The sequence below is a fragment of the Streptomyces sp. BV286 genome (assembly GCF_019090165.1).
Classification (GTDB): Bacteria; Actinomycetota; Actinomycetes; order Streptomycetales; family Streptomycetaceae; genus Streptomyces.
The window spans coordinates 1-16963 of record NZ_JAHRIB010000070.1; the positions used below are offsets into that span (position 1 = coordinate 1).

At 73.2% G+C, this 16963-nt stretch carries 16 protein-coding genes and 1 pseudogene; 6 read left to right on the forward strand and 11 right to left on the reverse strand.

Annotated features, from left to right (window positions below; genetic code table 11):
• The 5 genes and pseudogenes from KUF83_RS10300 to KUF83_RS10320 form a co-directional block, all read right to left on the reverse strand.
• A pseudogene (locus KUF83_RS10300) lies at nucleotides 1–235 on the reverse strand (zf-HC2 domain-containing protein); the annotation flags it as partial.
• 25 nt (nucleotides 236–260) lie between these two features.
• The gene (locus tag KUF83_RS10305) at nucleotides 261–905 is read right to left on the reverse strand and encodes an RNA polymerase sigma factor (RefSeq protein ID WP_217454310.1); all 645 of its coding nucleotides are present in this window, start codon (nucleotides 903–905) and stop codon (nucleotides 261–263) included.
• Between the two features lie 54 nt (nucleotides 906–959).
• Nucleotides 960–2009: an aminotransferase class V-fold PLP-dependent enzyme gene (locus KUF83_RS10310; protein WP_254643645.1), complete on the reverse strand. Its 1050-nt coding sequence runs from the start codon at nucleotides 2007–2009 to the stop codon at nucleotides 960–962.
• Nucleotides 2010–2113: 104 nt separating this feature from the next.
• A complete protein-coding gene (locus KUF83_RS10315) occupies nucleotides 2114–2830 on the reverse strand; it encodes a DsbA family oxidoreductase (protein WP_217454312.1) in 717 nt (238 codons plus the stop codon).
• 192 nt (nucleotides 2831–3022) lie between these two features.
• A complete protein-coding gene (locus KUF83_RS10320; RefSeq protein WP_217454341.1) occupies nucleotides 3023–4069 on the reverse strand; it encodes an aminotransferase class V-fold PLP-dependent enzyme in 1047 nt (348 codons plus the stop codon).
• A gap of 175 nt (nucleotides 4070–4244) precedes the next feature.
• On the opposite strand from KUF83_RS10320, the gene KUF83_RS10325 reads away from it, so the two are divergent.
• The 5 genes from KUF83_RS10325 (at nucleotide 4245) to KUF83_RS10345 (ending at nucleotide 9188) form a co-directional block, all read left to right on the forward strand.
• Nucleotides 4245–5102, forward strand: a complete 858-nt coding sequence (locus tag KUF83_RS10325; RefSeq protein ID WP_217454313.1) for an ABC transporter substrate-binding protein — start codon at nucleotides 4245–4247, stop codon at nucleotides 5100–5102.
• A complete protein-coding gene (locus KUF83_RS10330; protein WP_217454314.1) occupies nucleotides 5099–5929 on the forward strand; it encodes an amino acid ABC transporter permease in 831 nt (276 codons plus the stop codon). The genes KUF83_RS10325 and KUF83_RS10330 overlap by 4 nt, the downstream gene beginning before the upstream one ends.
• Nucleotides 5926–6738 (forward strand): amino acid ABC transporter ATP-binding protein, encoded by an 813-nt coding sequence (locus KUF83_RS10335; RefSeq protein ID WP_374106035.1) that lies wholly within the window; start codon nucleotides 5926–5928, stop codon nucleotides 6736–6738. The genes KUF83_RS10330 and KUF83_RS10335 overlap by 4 nt, the downstream gene beginning before the upstream one ends.
• Before the next feature lie 116 nt (nucleotides 6739–6854).
• Entirely contained in the window at nucleotides 6855–7946 is a 1092-nt protein-coding gene (locus KUF83_RS10340) for an amidohydrolase family protein (RefSeq protein ID WP_217454315.1), read from the forward strand.
• A 345-nt stretch (nucleotides 7947–8291) separates the two neighbouring features.
• Nucleotides 8292–9188: an SCO1860 family LAETG-anchored protein gene (locus KUF83_RS10345; protein ID WP_217454316.1), complete on the forward strand. Its 897-nt coding sequence runs from the start codon at nucleotides 8292–8294 to the stop codon at nucleotides 9186–9188.
• A 206-nt stretch (nucleotides 9189–9394) separates the two neighbouring features.
• Here KUF83_RS10345 and cobC read toward each other — a convergent pair whose 3' ends face one another.
• From cobC to cobM, 6 genes are read right to left on the reverse strand one after another with little or no spacing between them, the layout of a single operon-like run.
• Nucleotides 9395–10543 carry an Rv2231c family pyridoxal phosphate-dependent protein CobC gene (gene cobC / locus KUF83_RS10350; RefSeq protein WP_217454317.1) on the reverse strand — a complete coding sequence of 383 codons (1149 nt, stop codon included), beginning with the start codon at nucleotides 10541–10543 and terminating at the stop codon, nucleotides 9395–9397.
• Nucleotides 10533–11459, reverse strand: coding sequence for a sirohydrochlorin chelatase (locus KUF83_RS10355; RefSeq protein ID WP_217454318.1), 927 nt, complete (start codon nucleotides 11457–11459; stop codon nucleotides 10533–10535). The genes cobC and KUF83_RS10355 overlap by 11 nt, the downstream gene beginning before the upstream one ends.
• Entirely contained in the window at nucleotides 11456–12064 is a 609-nt protein-coding gene (locus tag KUF83_RS10360) for a precorrin-8X methylmutase (protein WP_217454343.1), read from the reverse strand. Before KUF83_RS10360 ends, KUF83_RS10355 begins: the two co-directional genes overlap by 4 nt.
• A gap of 23 nt (nucleotides 12065–12087) precedes the next feature.
• The gene (gene cobJ / locus KUF83_RS10365; protein ID WP_217454319.1) at nucleotides 12088–13773 is read right to left on the reverse strand and encodes a precorrin-3B C(17)-methyltransferase; all 1686 of its coding nucleotides are present in this window, start codon (nucleotides 13771–13773) and stop codon (nucleotides 12088–12090) included.
• Nucleotides 13770–15251, reverse strand: coding sequence for a precorrin-6y C5,15-methyltransferase (decarboxylating) subunit CbiE (gene cbiE, locus KUF83_RS10370; RefSeq protein WP_217454320.1), 1482 nt, complete (start codon nucleotides 15249–15251; stop codon nucleotides 13770–13772). Before cbiE ends, cobJ begins: the two co-directional genes overlap by 4 nt.
• Nucleotides 15248–16066 carry a precorrin-4 C(11)-methyltransferase gene (cobM, locus tag KUF83_RS10375; protein ID WP_217454321.1) on the reverse strand — a complete coding sequence of 273 codons (819 nt, stop codon included), beginning with the start codon at nucleotides 16064–16066 and terminating at the stop codon, nucleotides 15248–15250. Before cobM ends, cbiE begins: the two co-directional genes overlap by 4 nt.
• Nucleotides 16067–16212: 146 nt before the next feature.
• Between cobM and KUF83_RS10380 the strand changes: the two genes are divergently transcribed.
• Nucleotides 16213–16941 carry a ZIP family metal transporter gene (locus KUF83_RS10380; RefSeq protein ID WP_217454322.1) on the forward strand — a complete coding sequence of 243 codons (729 nt, stop codon included), beginning with the start codon at nucleotides 16213–16215 and terminating at the stop codon, nucleotides 16939–16941.
• Nucleotides 16942–16963 lie beyond the last annotated feature (22 nt).

Consider the following 16963-nt stretch of genomic DNA (forward strand, 5'->3'; position numbering starts at 1 on the left):
GAGCGACGGCGAGCACCCCGTCCGGTCCGGCCGGACCGTCCTGTGCCGCGGCCGGCTCCGCCGCTCCCGGGGGCGCGTCCAGCAGCCGCACCGTCGCGCGGAGCCGCTCCGCCCGCGCGGCGCAGTTCTCGCACCCGGCCAGGTGCGACCGGACCGTCCGCTCGTCCGAGGCCCGCAGCATGCCGAGGGCCCGGTCGGCCAGCAGCCCGGGCACGCCGTCGTGATCGTCGCTCACCGGACGCCTCCTTCCCCTGCCGCCATCATGCGCCCCTCTCCCACGCCGGATCCGCCGGGCCGGGCGGATCCGGCGGTTCGGCCGGATCCGCCAAGGACGCGGCCAGCCTGCGCAGCGCCGACCGCAGACGGGTCTTGGCGGTGCCCTCCGGGATGCCGAGCTCGACGGCCACCTGGCGGTAGGTGCGGCCCGCGAAGTACGCGAGGTGGACCACCTCCCGCTGGGTCTGCGGGAGTTCGGCCAGCGCGGAGTGCAGCAGGAGGGCGCGTTCGCGGTCGACGACCGCCTCGTCGGGGCCGGGCCGGGCGTCCGGGATCGCGTGCAGCGCGGAGTCGTCCGTGTGGGCGTCCCTGCGCTGCCGGGCCTCGCCGCGCACCCAGTCCACGGCCCGCCGGTGCGCGAGCAGGGACAGCCAGGTGCGCAGCGAGCCCCGGCGCGCGTCGAACGCGTACGGCCTGCTCCACAGCTGGGCGAAGACCTCCTGCGCCACGTCCTCGGCGGCCGCCGGACTCTGCGTGACCCGTACGGCGATCCGCCGGACCAGCCCGCTGTACGCCGTGTACGCCTCGGCCAGCGCGCTCTCGTCGCCGTACACCAGCCTCCGGTGCAACTCCGCGTCCGCGGACGGCCGTTCGGGCGTGTGGAGAGTTGGCTCCACCGGCACCACCACCTCGTGGTGCCCTTCCTAGCGTCCTCGTCGGCCGTGCGCCAGTGGGCCGGGGAATCAGCCGGACAGGACGTCCAGCAGCCGGTCCACGTCCGCGGTCGTGTTGTACAGGTGGAAGGCGGCCCGCAGATGGCCCGCACGGTCGGAGACCTCGATGCCCGCCCGGCTCAACTCCGGCTGCCGGTGGCCGAGGCCGGGCACGGAGACGATGGCCGAGCCCGGCGCCGGGACCGGCTCCTGCCCCAGCGCGGCCAGTCCCTTCCGGAACCGGTCGGCGAGCGCGAGGTCATGGGCGCGTACGGCGTCCACGCCCAGCTGCTCGATCAGCTCCAGGGAGTGGCGGGCACCGGCGTACGAGAAGAGGCTCGGGCTCTCGTCGAACCGCCGCGCGGAGTGGGCGAGTTCCTCGACCGGCCCGTAGCAGCTGTCCCACGGGTGCTCTCCCGCCACCCAGCCCGCGAAGACGGGGTCCAGTCCGCCCAGATCCTCCGGAACGACCAGGAAGGCCACGCCCCGCGGGCAGACGAGCCACTTGAAGGCGACGGAGGAGACGTAGTCGTACGCGTCCGCGTCGACCGGGAGCCATCCGGCGGCCTGGGACGCGTCGACGTACGTACGGGCGCCGTGTTCGCGGGCGGCCTCGCGCAGCGCGGGCAGGTCGGCGATCCGGCCGTCCGCGGACTGGGCGGCGCTCACCGCGACCAGGGCGGTGCCGGGGCGCACCGACTCGGCGATCCGCTCCAGCGGCACGGTGCGCACCTTGAGGTCCCGGCGCACATGGAAGGGGTTCACCACGGAGGTGAAGTCGGCCTCGGCGGTGAGGACTTCGGCGCCCTCGGGCAGTGAGGCGGCGATCAGTCCGGTGTAGACGGCGACCGAGGCCCCGGCCGCGACCCGGCGGTCCGGCACTCCCACGAGCCGGGCGAAGGAGGCGCGGGCCGCCTCCACGTCGGCGAACATGTCCTGCGGCTGCCCGGCCGCCACGGACTCGACGCCGGCCCGGACGGCGTCGACCGCGCGGGCCGGGAGCAGCCCGGTACTGGCGGTGTTCAGATAGGTGTTCTTCGGGGCGAACTCGGCTCGGACGAGGCTCTCGAAGGTCTCCATGCGACCACTCTGCGGCTCCGGGAACTCCCCGTCCATTGCCGATTTCTACGTGGTTTCGCCAAGGAGCGCTTATAGATCCGCTCCGACCTGCGCTTTTCCCTTCGTCAGTGCTGCTGGGGCACCGCGCATCCGTCGGGGCCGCACGCCTCGGCGTCGTCCTGCTGGATGAGCTTCAGCGGGGAGTGGGCGGCCCACGCCTGCTCCAGGGCCTGCGTGAAGACCTCGGCGGGCTGGGCGCCGGAGACGCCGTACTTACGGTCGAGGACGAAGAACGGCACACCGTTCGCGCCCAGCTCGGCGGCCTCGCGCTCGTCGGCACGGACCTCGTCGGCGTACGCGGCCGGGTCGGCCAGTACCGCGCGGGCCTCGTCGGCGTCGAGCCCGGCGGCGGCGGACAGCTCCACGAGCCGCTCGTCGTCGGCGAAGACGGAGCGCTCCTCGGCGAAGTTCGCCCGGTAGAACACCCCGATCAGCTCGTCCTGGCGGCCCCGGTCCTTGGCGAGGTGCAGCAGCCGGTGCATGTCGAAGGTGCTGCCGTGGTCGCGGTCCCGGGTGCGGTACTCCAGGCCCTCGGCGGCGGCCTGGGTGCCCAGGTTCTCCTCGCCGGCCTGCGCCTGTGCCTCGCTCATGCCGTACTTCTTGGTGAGCATCGCGAGGACCGGCTGGACGTCGTCCCTGGCGCGGCCCGGGTCGAGCTCGAAGGAGCGGTGCACCACCTCGACGTCGTCGCGGTGCGCGAAGGCGTCGAGCGCCTTCTCGAAGCGGGCCTTGCCCACGTAGCACCAGGGGCAGGCGATGTCGCTCCAGATCTCGACGCGCATGTCTTCGCTCTTTCGGCTCGTACGGACGGGTACGGAGGCGGCCTCCGCTCGATACGTGAACGTTCAACGGGCTTGGGCCATTCCCGTGGCCGCGGGCTCGTTGTGAAGGGTCGCGCAGCCGGCCTCTGTCTGTCATGTCTGTCAGGGGCACGGGGAACTGCGCGACCAGCCCCCACCGGACCGCACCTGACGTCAGCGCTCGGCCAGCGCGGCGCCCAGTGCGGAGAGGCAGGCCCGGACGGAGTCCGGCGTTGCCGCCGGGCCGTAGTGGTTGACCCGGATCATCTCCTTGGCGAGGGCGCCGCCGCCCGCGGCCAGCGGAAGCGCCGGATCGGCGGCCAGCGCCCTGGCCACCAGCTCGGCGGCGTTCACCCCGGCGGGGGTGCGCAGCGTCGTGGCCACCGGCGCAGCCTCCGAGGCCTCGTGCACGTACGGCTCGATCCCCGCGCCCAGCGCGAGCGCCCCCGCCCGCGTGGCCGCCGCGGCCGCCGCGTGGCGGGACATCACGGTGTCGAGCCCCTCCTCCTCGATGCGCCGGACACACGCGTCCAGGGCCAGCATCTCCAGCTGCGCCGGAGCATGGAGAAGGGTCGTGCGGCCGGCGTCGGTCCAGCGCTCCTTCCAGTCCAGGAGGGAGAGATAGGAGCGGCGCGGAGCGTGCGGGTTCGCGGACATGCGGGCCCACGCCCGCTCGCTCACCGACACCGCCGAGACCCCGGCGGGGCCGCCCATCGCCTTCTGCGCCCCGATCACGCACAGGTCCACGCCCCACGCGTCCGGCAGCACCGGCTCGGCGCCGATCGAGGCCACCGCGTCCAGGTAGAAGAGGGCACCGTGCTCCCGTACGACCTCGCCGATCTCCGCGACCGGGTTGGTGTTCCCGGTGGCCGCCTCCGCGTGCACCAGCGAGACGAAGTCGATCTCCGGGTGCTCGGCGAAGGCCTCCCGGATCTGGGCCGCCGTGACCGCCGTGTGGAAGGGGACGGCCAGGTCGTGGACCGTCGCTCCGCAGTCCCGGAGCCAGTCGCCGAACGTCTGCCCGTACGGACCGGTGATCACGTTCAGGGCCGTCGTGCCGGGGCCCGCGGTGCCGCGGATGGCCCCCTCCAGGGGCAGCAGCGCCTCACCCTGCGTGATCACGACGTCCTGCTCGGTGGAGAGCAGCCGCGCCACGCGGTCCTCGATCGACGCGAAATGCGCGGCGCTCAGCGGCGCCAGGTCCAGGAAGGGGTGGGTCACGGCGTTGCTCTCTTCACTCACGGGGTAGGCAGCAACGAGCGTAACCGGCGTCCCAGCGCTCGCCCCACCGGCGACTTCTGAGGCCGGACAGCTCAATGGCCATGGGATTGGTTTGAGTGCCTCAAACCAATCCTTATAATCAGAAGCCACAGTTTCCCCACAGGAGGTCACCCCCGTGAACATCGTCCTCGGGCGCCGGACCCGCATTCTGGCCGCCACCACCGCGACGGCCGGGCTGCTGCTCGTCGCCGGCTGCTCCTCGGACGACGACGGGGGGAAGAAGACCACCGCGAACGGGGTCGAGCTGGTGAAGGGCGGACAGCTCACCACCTGCACGCACCTGCCGTACCCGCCGTTCCAGTCGGAGATCGACGGCAAGGTGCAGGGCTTCGACGTGTCGCTGGTCGACCTGGTCGCCAAGGACCTCGGCGTGAAGCAGGAGATCCTCGACCAGCCCTTCGAGAACTTCAAGACCGGCGGGTCCCTCAACTCCGGCCAGTGCGACCTCGCCGCGGCCGGCATGACGATCACCGACGAGCGCAAGAAGAACGTCGACTTCTCCGACCCGTACTTCGAGGCCACCCAGGGTGTCCTGGCCGACAAGAAGAGCGGCATCTCCTCCTTCGCGGACCTCAAGGGCCAGAAGGTCGGTGCCCAGGCACAGACCACCGGCGAGGAGTACGCGAAGAGCAAGGGCCTGAACCCGGTCTCCTTCGAGTCCTCGGACGCCCTCCTGAACGGCCTGCGCACCGGCCAGGTCAAGGCCGTCGTCATCGACTACCCGGTCGTCCAGGGCTGGCTGAAGGACAAGGCCAACGCCGCCGCGTTCGAGGTCGCCGACAACATCAACACCGGTGAGGAGTACGGCTTCACGATGAAGAAGGGCAACACCAAGCTCCTCGAAGCCGTCAACAAGGCACTGGCGGACGCGAAGGCCGACGGCACGTACAAGAAGCTGTACGAGAAGTGGATCGGACCGTACGACGAGAGCGCGGCGGGCGCCGCCTCGGCCTCCCCGTCCGCCTCCTCATGAGTGGGACCGACACCAAGGTCCAGCCACGCAGGAGCGGTCTGACCAGGCGCCAGAAGCGGGCCGTGTCGCAGGGCGTCCAGTACGCGGTGTTCGTCGCCGCGCTGGTCGCCCTCGGCGTCACGGCCGACTGGGGGCAGCTGCGGAACCAGTTCGCCCAGGTCGAGCTGGCCGAGCGGATGTTCCCCGACATCATCACGCTGGCGCTGAAGAACACCGTCCTCTACACGATCTCCGGGTTCGTCTTCGGCCTCGCCCTCGGCGTGGTCGTCGCCCTGATGCGGCTCTCCTCGGTCGGTCCGTACCGCTGGCTGGCCGGCATCTACATCGAGATCTTCCGCGGGCTGCCCGCCCTGCTGATCTTCATCTTCGTGGGCGTCGCCGTGCCGTTGGCGTTCCCCGGCACGGAGATCCCCGGCGGCACGTACGGCAAGGTCGCGCTCGCGCTCGGCCTGGTGGCTGCCGCGTACATGGCGGAGACGATCCGCGCCGGCATCCAGGCCGTCCCCAAGGGACAGATGGAGGCGGCCCGTTCGCTGGGCTTCTCCCACGCCCGGGCCATGGTGTCCATCATCATTCCGCAGGCGTTCCGGATCGTGATCCCGCCGCTCACCAACGAGTTGGTGCTCCTCTTCAAGGACTCCTCACTCGTGCTGTTCCTCGGCGTCACGCTGGAGGAGCGCGAACTGTCCAAGTTCGGCCGCGACCTGGCCAGCGAGACCGCCAACTCGACACCGATCCTGGTGGCGGGCCTGTGCTACCTGCTGGTCACGATCCCGCTCGGGTTCGTCGTACGCCGCCTTGAGGCGAAGGCCGGGGAGGCCAAGTGAGCAGCTCGATCAGCAAGGCCGACGTGAACGGAACGGCCGGTACGCCGGAGATCCAGGTCCGCGGCCTGCACAAGTCCTTCGGCGACAACGAGGTGCTGCGCGGCATCGACCTGGAGGTCGGCTCCGGCGAGGTCGTGTGCGTCATCGGCCCCTCCGGTTCGGGCAAATCCACCCTGCTCCGCTGCGTGAACCTCCTTGAGGAACCCACCGAGGGGCAGGTCTTCGTCGGCGGCACCGAGGTCACCGACCCCGATGTGGACATCGACGCGGTGCGCCGCCGGATCGGGATGGTCTTCCAGCAGTTCAACCTCTTCCCGCACCTGTCGGTGACCGACAACCTGACGCTGCCGCAGCGCCGGGTGCTGGGCCGCGACAAGGCCGAGGCCGCGAAGGTCGCCGCCGAGAACCTCCGCCGCGTCGGGCTCTCGGAGAAGGCGGACGCGTATCCCGCGTCCCTCTCCGGTGGCCAGCAGCAGCGCGTCGCCATCGCCCGCGCGCTCGCCATGGGCCCCCAGGTGATGCTCTTCGACGAGCCCACCTCGGCGCTCGACCCGGAGCTCGTCGGGGACGTGCTCGCCGTGATGCGCATGCTCGCCGACGAGGGCATGACCATGATGGTCGTCACCCACGAGATGACCTTCGCCCGCGAGGTCGCCGACCGGGTCGTCTTCATGGACGGCGGTGTAGTCGTCGAGTCCGGCGCACCCGCCCAGGTCATCGGCAATCCGACCCACGAGCGGACCAGGCACTTCCTGTCCCGCCTGCTGGACCCGGCGATGGCGGACGTGGAGGAGGACGGCGCCCCGTAGGACAACGCCCCGCAGGGAACGCCCCGCAGGGCGCGGGGCCGGGTCGTCGTGCGGACGCGCCGCGTGGGCGCGACCGGCCACGGACCACCCGCGGTCGCCGAACTAAGGTGCTGCCCATGAGCGATCAGCCGGTGCTGCAGGTAAAGGGACGGGTGCTCGTCGGCCCCGACGACGTCCGGGACGAACTCTGGGTCGTCGGCGGGCGGATCACGTACGAGCGCCCCGACGGCGCCCGCGACGTCCGTACCGTGCACGGCTGGGCACTGCCCGGACTGGTCGACGCCCACTGCCACGTGGGCCTCGGCCCCCACGGCCCGGTCCCGGACGACGTCGCCGAGAAGCAGGCCCTGGCCGACCGCGAGGCCGGCACGCTGCTCATCCGCGACGCGGGCTCGCCCTCCGACACCCGCTGGGCCGACGAGCGCGACGACCTGCCGAAGATCATCAGGGCGGGCCGCCACATCGCCCGCACCCGCCGCTACATCCGGGGCTTTGCGCACGAGATCGAGCCCGAGGACCTCGTCGCGTACGTGGCCGGGGAGGCCCGGCGCGGCGACGGCTGGGTGAAGCTGGTGGGGGACTGGATCGACCGCGGAACGGGCGACCTCGGCGCGTGCTGGCCCCGCGCCGAGGTCGAGGCGGCGATCGCCGAGGCCCACCGCCTCGGAGCCCGGGTCACCGCGCACTGCTTCGCCGAGGACTCGCTGCGCGACCTCGTCGAGGCGGGCATCGACTGCGTGGAGCACGCCACCGGACTGACCGAGGACACCATCCCGCTGTTCGCGGAGCGCGGTGTCGCGATCGTCCCGACCCTCGTCAACATCGCGACCTTCCCGCAGCTCGCGGCCGGGGGCGAGGCCAGGTTCCCCCAGTGGTCGGCACACATGCGGCGGCTCCACGAGCGGCGCTACGACACCGTGCGGGCCGCGTACGACGCCGGGATCCCGGTGTACGTCGGTACCGACGCGGGCGGCACGCTTCCGCACGGCCTGGTGGCGGGGGAGGTCGCCGAACTGGTGACCGCCGGCATCCCGCCCGTCGAGGCGCTTTCGGCCACCACCTGGGGCGCCCGGGCATGGCTGGGACGGCCGGGCCTGGAGGAGGGCGCGCAGGCCGACCTCGTCGTGTACGAAGAGGACCCCAGGGCGGACGTCCGGGTCCTGGCGGCACCGCGACGGGTGGTGCTCAACGGCAGGATCGTCGGATAGCCGCGACTCCCGCCGCTCGGGCCGGGCGGCGGCGAGCTGACGGAGCGTGACCGATGGGCCGCGCGTGCCCGCTCCGCGCGCCCCCGCGGGCTCCGGCGCGTCGACCGGCGCTTTCGAGCCAGTTCGGTGATCCGGGTGACCGCGAGGAACGTACGTGCCGGGTCATTCGAAGAGATGCGCGGAAACTCCACGTACGGGTGAACTCCCGTCAGCTTGCTGACTGTTCACTCTCCGTGCGTGAGGATTCCCGCATCGACGCCGCCGGACGCTCCCCACAGGTCCCCGTGCGCGGAGCCTCCGGCGGCGTCGCGTCTCCAGTTCTGTCTATGTGGGGGTCCCACCACCTTGAACAGCAACGCTTTCCGCATGCCCGCACGCAGGATGGCCGCCACCGCGGCCGCCGCCGCCCTGGCCGCGGGTCCCGCGACCCTGGCCGGTGCGGGCCAGGCCCACGCGACCGACGACCGCGGTCGCGCCGGAGCCGTCGTCCTGCGCACCGGGCTCGACGTCTCCCTGCTCGACAAGACCGTCGACGTCCCGCTCGCGGTCTCGCTCAACGAGGTCCGGGCTCCGCGGAGTGCCGAGAAGACCACGCTCACCGCGAAGTTGGACGGCGTCGAGGGCGGCAGACCGTTCACCGTTCTCGGAGCGGAGGTCGCCAGGGCGAGCGCGACCGTCACCGAGGAGAAGGCCGAGGGTTCGGTGCACCTCGCCCATGCCAAGGTGCACCTCCCGGGTCTGCCCCTGCTCTCCCTGATCGAGGTCGACCAGGTCACCGCGAAGGCGGTCTGCGCGGTGGGCGAGAAGCCGGTCGCCTCGGCCGACCCGCTGGGCGCGGTCACGGTGCTCGGCAGGAGGACCACTCTCACCGCCGGAGGCATCACCGAGGTGAAGGTGCCCGGCGTCGGTGAGGTCCGCCTCGACCTGACATCCCTGCGCACCACCTCGCGTACGGCCGCCGCGACAGCGCTCGAACTGAAGGTCTCCGTGAACCCGTTGAAGCTCAACGTGGCCGATGTCGAGGGCACGGTCACCCTGGCCGAGGCCACCTGCAAGTCACCCGCCGTGGCGGCGGCCCCGACCGAACCCGCGGCCGAGGTCGAGCCGCAGGGGGCGCCCGTCGAGGAGGCCAACCTCGCCGAGACCGGAGGCAGTTCGGCGACGCCGTACGTCGCCGCGGGGGCGGTCGCCCTGCTGGTGGCGGGCGGTGGGGCCTTCGCGATGGCCCGCCGCCGGAGGTGACACCTCCCTCCGGGGGCGGGAGAGGAGGGGCAGGGACGGGAGGGCCGGGTGTCGTCCGCGGGCCGGTGGGGGTGGGTCGCGCCGTTCCTCGCGCCCCTGAAGGGGCGGTGGGGTGGGGTGAGTTGGTCTGCTGCGGGCCGGTAGGGGCTGGTCGCGCAGTTCCTCGCGCCCCTCCGGGGGCGCTCTCGAAGTCGTCCGACCGTCGGTCAGGTGTCTCGTAGGCTCAGTGCCTGGTCCAGGGCCTGGAGGAAGCGGTTGACCGTCGGGCGGTCGCGTACCGCCAGTCGCAGCCAGGTCTCGTCCAGCCCCGGGAACGTGTCGCCGCGCCTCACCGCGAAGCCCAGTCGGCGCAGCCGGGCCCGGACCGCCGCCGCCCCGGGGAGGCCGACCAGGACGAAGGGCCCCTCGGCGGGCTCCGCGACCCGGACCCCGTCGGACGCGAACTCCTTGAGTCCCGCGACCAGATGGGCCCGGTCCGTGGCGACGCGACGGGCCGCCTGCGCCTGCTCGGCGAGGGCCCTCGGGGTCATACAGGCCTCGGCGGCGGCCAGCGCGGGCGTGGACACCGGCCACAGCGGCTGTCCGCGTTCGAGCCCGGCGACCGTCTCGGGGTCCGCGAGCACGTAACCGATCCGCAGCCCCGCGAGCCCCCACGTCTTGGTGAGGCTGCGCAGCACCACGAGCCCCGGCACGTCGGTGCGCCCCGCCAGCGCCTCCCGCTCGTCCGGCACCGCGTCCATGAACGCCTCGTCGACCACCAATGTCCGCCCGGGACGGGCGAGTCGGGCGATCAGACCGGCCGGATGGAGGACGGACGTGGGGTTGGTCGGGTTGCCGATCACCACCAGGTCCGCTTCCTCGGGAACCGCCGACGGGTCGAGCCGGAACCCGTCCTGCGGCCGCAGCAGCACCCGGTCCACGGCGTGGCCCGCGTCCCGCAGCGCCGCCTCCGGCTCCGTGAACTGCGGGTGCACGACGACGGGGTGACGGACCTTCAGCCCCCGGGCGAGCAGCACGAAGGCCTCGGCGGCTCCGGCCGTGAGCAGCACCCGCTCCACGGGCAGCCCGTGCCGCACGGCCACGGCGGCCCGCGCGGCCCGCCCGTCCGGGTAGGCCGCGAGCCCGCCCAGCGACGCGGCGATGCGATCGCGCAGCCAGGCCGGGGGAGTACCGGCACGGACGTTCACGGCGAGGTCGACGAGCGCCGAGCCGTCGTCCCGCACCTCGGCGTCGCCGTGGTGCCGCAGATCGTGCGCCCGGCCGTGCCCGCCGGGACCGGGCTCGTCAGGACCGGGACCGCCGGTGCCCCGGGAGCCGGGGCCGGGGCCGTCTCTGTCGTCGCTGTCAGTGCGCATGGGAGTGTGTGTGGCCGCCGTGGTGGTGCCCGTGGTGGTGCCCGTCGTCGTCCGGGTGGAAGTGCGGCTGCTGGGGAAGCCCCACCTTGTCCTCGAAGCCGGGCAGCGCGATCCGGTAGACGCAGGAGTCGCAGTTCATCCGCAGATCGCCCTCGACGGCCTCCCGGTAGCGCTCCATGACCAGGTCGAGCAGCTCCGGCTCCGGTCCGATGACGTCCGCGGAGACCACGTCGGTCTCCGGATGCGCCGCCGCCCACCCCTCGGTCTGCTGCCGCACCCGGTCCGGAAGGATGCCGGTGAACAGGAAGTAGGGGAGCACGACGATCCGCCGCGCGCCGAGCTTCACACAGCGGTCCAGGCCCGACGGCACGTCCGGCGCGGCCAGCGAGACGAACGCCGTCTCCACACCCGCGTAACCGCGCCCCTCCCACAGCAGCCGCGCCGCCTTGTGCACCTCCGCGTTGGCGTCCGGGTCGGTCGAGCCGCGTCCGACGAGCAGCACGGTCACCTCGGCCCGGTCCTCGGGTGTGCGCACCGACCCGCCGAGTGCCTCGTCGAGCCGTCGCTCCAGCACGGTGAGCAACGCCGGGTGGGGGCCCAGCGGACGCCCGTACGTGTACGAGATCCCGGGGTGCCGCTCCTTCTCGCGGGTCAGCGCGGCCGGGATGTCGCCCTTGGCGTGACCGGCGGACACGAGCATCAGGGGAACCGCGGCGAACCTGCGCACCCCCTGCTCGACCAGCTCGGCCACCGCGTCGCCGAGCGGCGGCGGGGACAGCTCGATGAAGCCGCCCGCCACGGGCAGGCCGGGGTTGCGGCGGCCCAGCTCCCGGACGAAGTCGCGGAACGCCTCGGCTCCGGCATCGTCCCGGGTGCCATGGCCGGCGATGAGCAGGGCGGGGGCGGGGGTGGTCACGATTTCTCCTCGGGATACGAAACGGGGTGGTACAGCAGGGCGTTGAGCGCGGCCGCCGCGACGGCCGAACCGCCCTTCTCGGACACGTTGCTGACGGCGGGCAGCCCGCTCTCGCGGAGCGCCGCCTTGGACTCGGCCGCACCGACGAAACCGACGGGCAGACCGATGACGAGCGCCGGGGCGGCGTCGAGGGTGAGCAGCTCCTCCAGCGCGGTGGGAGCACAGCCGATCACCCAGAGCGCGCCGGGCCCGACCTGCTCGTACGCGAGCCGGACGGCGTGCGCCGAACGGGTCAGCCCCGGACCGGACTTGGCGTCCTTGAGACGGCACACGGTCTCGCGGCGCGTGATGCCCGCCGCGACCATCTCCACGTCCACGACGACGGGCGCCCCGTCGTGCAGGGCCCGGTGCGCCCTCTCCAGCGCGCCCTCGTCCGTGACGAGGTCCGCCGCGTACTCCAGGTCGGCGGCGGAGTGGATCACCCGCTCCACGACGGCCCTGGTCAGCGGCGGGAAGTGCGAGGTGTCGAGGCGGGCCCGCAGCCGCCGGAAGGACTCCTCCTCGATGGGGTGCACGACCCGCGGCTGCGGGAACACCCGGCTCACCCCGGGTCCTCGGTCCACCTGGCTCACTTGGGTTCCTCCTGCCAGCGGTAGCCGCGCGGCGTCACCATACGGCCGGCGATCTCACGGGTCGCCGTGTTGCCCACGGTCACCACCGTCATCATGTCCACCGTCGCCGGGTCGAGTCCCGAGAGGGTGGTGACCCGGCTGGACTCGTCCGGCCGGGAGGCATTGCGCACGACTCCCACGGGCGTCGTCGGCTCACGGTGGTCCGCGAGGATCGTGAGCGCCTTGGGGAGCTGCCAGTCACGGCCCCGGCTGCGCGGGTTGTAGAAGGTGACCACGATGTCGGCCTCGGCCGCCGCCCGTACCCGGCGCTCGATGACCTCCCACGGAGTGTGCAGGTCGGACAGGCTGATCGACACGTGGTCGTGGCCGAGCGGCGCACCCAGGATCGCCCCGGCCGCGAGCGCGGCCGTGACTCCGGGCACCCCCACCACGTCGATGTCGTCGGACGCCTCCGCGAGCGCGGGCGACGCCATCGCGTACACCCCCGCGTCACCGCTGCCGATCAGCGCGACGGCCTGTCCGAGCCGGGCCTCGGCCACGGCCGTGCGGGCCCGCTCCTCCTCGGCCCCGAGCCCCGACTCCAGGACGCGGGTGCCCGGGCGGAGCAGGTCGCGGATCTGGTCGACGTACTGGTCGAGGCCCACGAGCACGGAGGCCCGGCGCAGTTCGTCCTTCGCGCGCGGGGTGAGGAGGTCCCGGGCGCCGGGTCCGAGCCCGACCACCGCGAGCCGCCCGCGTGCGGCCCGGCGGACGACCGCGCAGGTCGCCATCGCCGGGACCGCGGCCGACTTGCGCTTGGGTACGAGAAGTTCACCGCCGCGGACGAGCGCCGCGGCCTCGGCGACGGAGGGCGTACCGACGGCGGCGAGCGGCGCGTCCGAGGGGTTCGGCACGTCCACCTTCGCCAACTCCTCGGCGGCGTACGTCACCAGCGGCACCCCGAGCCGCTCGGCCGCCCCGACGATGCCGGGCTCACCGGCCTTCGCGTCGACGGTGGCGAGCTCGGCGACGGACCTCGCGGACAGCCCGGCATCGCGCAGGGCCTCCTCGACGAGCCCGAGCACCTCGTCGACGGGAGCGCCCTTGGAGGCACCGACACCGACGACGAGGGAAGGCGGCCGGAGAACGACCTCGCGCTCGGCGGGCTCAACGGCCCTGTCGGTCACGCGAATCGAATGCGCACCCTCGGGTGCGAGGGCCGGGAGCGGCGGCAACGGCCAGGCCAACTCGGCCTCCAGGACGACCGGTTCGCCGTCCAGCATGGCCCGTGACACCCCCGCCACGTCACCCTCGGCCGGGAAGCCGAGCGTGTCGAGACCCGGCACGCCGACGGAGTCGGTGGCGGTCGTCACGACCGGTTCGGCTCCGAGCAGCTCCGCGATTTCGTGGGCGAGTTCGTTGGCGCCGCCCCCGTGACCGCCGACCAGGGACACCGCGAACCGTCCGCCCTCGTCGACGCACACGATCCCCGGGTCGGACGCCTTGTCGGCGAGCAGCGGCGCGACGAGCCGCACCACGGCCCCCGTGGCGAGGAAGCACACGAGCTGCTCGCACTCCGTGAAAGCCCGCCGCACGGCGTCCCCGACGGGCCCCTCGTAGACGCGGGTGCGGCCGGGCCAGGCCGAGGCCACCCGCTCGCAGCCCGCCGACCCGGCGGCCGTCGCGGAAATCAGGCCGATCACTGGGTGACTCCTTCACTGTGCGCCGGAGGCCTGACGCCCCACAGCAGGAACACGGGGTTGGTCGCCGCGAGCCGGGTGACGTCCCCGGGCAGCGGCGCGAGCCGGGACGACTGCAGCAGCACGCCCTCGCAGTCGAGCCCGGCCAGGACGAGCGCGTCCCGCACCGCCGGAACCCGGTCGAGCGCGGCCATCGCCACGACGACCGACCGCCGGGCCCGCCGCGCGCAGGCCGTCACGATGGCGGGCAGCTCCCGCCCGCCCCCGCCGACGAACACGGCGTCGGGATCGGGCAGGTCGGACAGCACGGTCGGGGCGGCCCCGTGCACGGCGGTCACGTCGACCCCGTGCGCGGCCGCGTTGGCGCGCACGCGCTCCACGCCGTCCCGGGTCTTCTCCACGGCGGTCACGGCGGCCCCGAGCCGGGCGCACTCCACGGCGACCGAACCGGACCCGGCGCCGATGTCCCACACATGGTCACCGAGCCGCGGTCCGAGCCGCGCCAGCGCCAGCGCCCGTACCTCGAACTTGGTGATCATCGAGTCCCGGTGGGCGAACTCGCTCTCGGCCAGCGCCCATCGGGAGGGCGTCGGCGCCGGACCGGCGATCGTGCGCGCGGGCGACAGGAGGCGTGACTCGTCGAGGCACAGCACGACGTTCACCGCCTGACCCCAGTCGCGTACGGCGGCCTCGGCGGGCGTCACCCGCTCCACCCGCTCACCGGAACCCGAAGCCGAACCGGACCCCGAGCCTTCGCCGGCACCCGAACCCGCGCTCGCTCCCGTACCCGCACCCGAACCCGTACCCGCGCTCGCTCCCGAGCCCGAACCGAGCGCCGATGCCACCACGAGCATCCGGTCGCCGGACCGCAGTGCGGCGCCGAGCTCCGCGGGCCCGGATCCGGGGCCCGTCAGCACGGCCACCTTCGGGTGGGCCCGGCAGACGTTCACGGCGGTCCGCAGGTCCCGTCCGTGCGCGCTCACCACCACGGCGTCGTCCCATGTCAGCCCGGCCCGCGCGAAGGCGGTGGCGACGGACGACACCCCCGGGCGCACGTCCAGCCGCCCGGCCCCGAACCGCTCCGCGAGCGCCCGGACGATCCCGAAGAACCCCGGGTCCCCGGAAGCCAGCACGACGACCCGGCCCTGGCCGGCGGCCCACGCCGCCGGGTTCGTCCGGTCCGCCGTCGCCGCACTCCCTGCCGCTGCCGCCGCTGCCGCTGTCGCTGTCGCGGTTCCGGTCTGGGGCGGGGTCTCCGCCGCGGCCTGCGCCTCCGCCGCCGTCTCCGCCTTCTCCAGATACCGCTCGATCGCGTCGAGGGCGGGCGCGAGCGGGCCGAGGACGATCCGCGAGGCCGTGTCCGGGAGTGCGGCGCGGTCCAGGTGACGCCGGGCACCGACGACGAGCCCCGCTCCGCCCAACGCCTCCTCGGCGTCCGGGGGAAGGGGCGCCCCCGTGCCCGTACCGACGACGGTGATCACGGTGTGGCACCCCGCGTCCGCAGCGCCTTGCGGGCCTGGGGGTCGGCCTTGCGGAAGCCGTGGAAGTGGCCGGGGTGGTAGAGGTGCGAGCGCGTGCCGTGCGCTTCGAGGGCCGGGCCGACCAGGAACAACGTGTGCTTCCAGAGCTTGTGCTCCTTGACGGTCTCCTCCAGCGTCTCGATCGTGCACCTCACGATCAGTTCCTCCGGCCAGGTCGCCTGATAGGCGACGACGACCGGGGTCGAGGTCGGATACCCGCCCTCCAGCAGCTCCCGTACGAGCTGCCCGCTGCGGGCGGCCGACAGGAACAGGGCCATCGTGGTGCCGTGCCGCGCGAACTCCCGCACCTCCTCGCCCGGCGGCATCGGCGTCTTGCCCCCGCCGAGCCGGGTGAGGATCACGGACTGTGCGACCTCGGGGATGGTCAGCTCGCGCTGGGCGAGCGCGGCGACGGCCGAGAAGGACGAGACGCCGGGCACGATCTCCGTCTCGATACCGATGTCGGCGCACCGGTCGACCTGCTCCTGCGTGCCGCCCCAGAGCGCCGGGTCGCCCGAGTGGATGCGGGCCACCTTCAGCCCGTCCGCCGCCGCCCGCTCGTACACGGCGACGACGTCCTCCAGCGACATGGTCGCCGAGTCCAGGATCTCGGCACCCTCACGGGCGTGTTCGAGAACCTCCGCCTGCACCAGGCTGGCCGCCCAGATCACGACGTCGGCCTCGGCGATGGCGCGCGCGGCACGGAACGTCAGCAGGTCGGCGGCGCCGGGCCCGGCTCCGACGAAGGTCACCTTGCCGGTGGGGGCATCGGCCATGGAACGAGGTCCTCTCCTGGGAGTGCTGCGAGTGCCGTGGGTGTCGGGGGTGTCGGGGGACATCAGCGCACGTGTTCCCGAAGCCGAGGGGTCTCGGGTGTGCGGCGGACGTGCGTGAAGACGGTTTGATCGGATAGCAAGGGCTTATGGCGGTGTTCGTCGCGCTCGGCGCGTTCCTCATGACGCTGGCAGGCGGCTGGACGGCGCAACGCGTCACCGACCGCCGCCACCTCGTACTCGGCCTGGCCGGCGGCCTGATGCTGGGTGTCGTCGGCCTGGACCTGCTGCCGGAGGCACTCGACGCGGCCGGCGAGGAGATCTTCGGTGTACCGGCCGCGCTGCTGCTGTTCGTGGCCGGCTTCCTGCTGGCCCACATGGTGGAACGGCTCCTCGCCGTACGCCAGGCCGCGCACGGCGCCGGGGAGCACGACGGCCGCACGCCCCAGGTGGGCCTGACGGCCGCCGCCGCGATGGTCGGCCACAGCGCCATGGACGGGGTGGCGATCGGCGCGGCCTTCCAGGTCGGCGGCGGCATGGGAGCAGCCGTGGCGGTCGCGGTGATCGCCCACGACTTCGCGGACGGCTTCAACACGTACACGATCACGACGCTGTACGGGAACGCCCGCCGCAAGGCGGTCGCGATGCTCTTCGCGGACGCGGCGGCCCCCGTGGCAGGCGCCGCCTCGACGCTGTTCTTCACCATCCCCGAGCACCTGCTCGGCGGATATCTCGGGTTCTTCGGCGGTGCGCTCCTCTACCTCGCGGCCGCCGAGATCCTCCCCGAGGCCCACCACGAACACCCGGCCCGCTCCACACTGCTGTGCACGCTCGCCGGAGTGGGGTTCATCTGGCTGGTCGTGGGCATCGCGGAGTGAGGCGCGTCCGTGCGGCCCCTTG

Coding starts and splice junctions, on each gene's coding strand:
- KUF83_RS10310 (WP_254643645.1), bottom strand. CDS start 2,009: ATGGAGACCTTCGAGAGCCTCGTCCGAGCCGAGTTCGCCCCGAAGAAC.
- KUF83_RS10315 (WP_217454312.1), bottom strand. CDS start 2,830: ATGCGCGTCGAGATCTGGAGCGACATCGCCTGCCCCTGGTGCTACGTG.
- KUF83_RS10330 (WP_217454314.1), top strand. CDS start 5,099: ATGAGTGGGACCGACACCAAGGTCCAGCCACGCAGGAGCGGTCTGACC.
- KUF83_RS10340 (WP_217454315.1), top strand. CDS start 6,855: ATGAGCGATCAGCCGGTGCTGCAGGTAAAGGGACGGGTGCTCGTCGGC.
- cobC (WP_217454317.1), bottom strand. CDS start 10,543: ATGCGCACTGACAGCGACGACAGAGACGGCCCCGGCCCCGGCTCCCGG.
- cobM (WP_217454321.1), bottom strand. CDS start 16,066: ATGGCCGATGCCCCCACCGGCAAGGTGACCTTCGTCGGAGCCGGGCCC.
- KUF83_RS10380 (WP_217454322.1), top strand. CDS start 16,213: ATGGCGGTGTTCGTCGCGCTCGGCGCGTTCCTCATGACGCTGGCAGGC.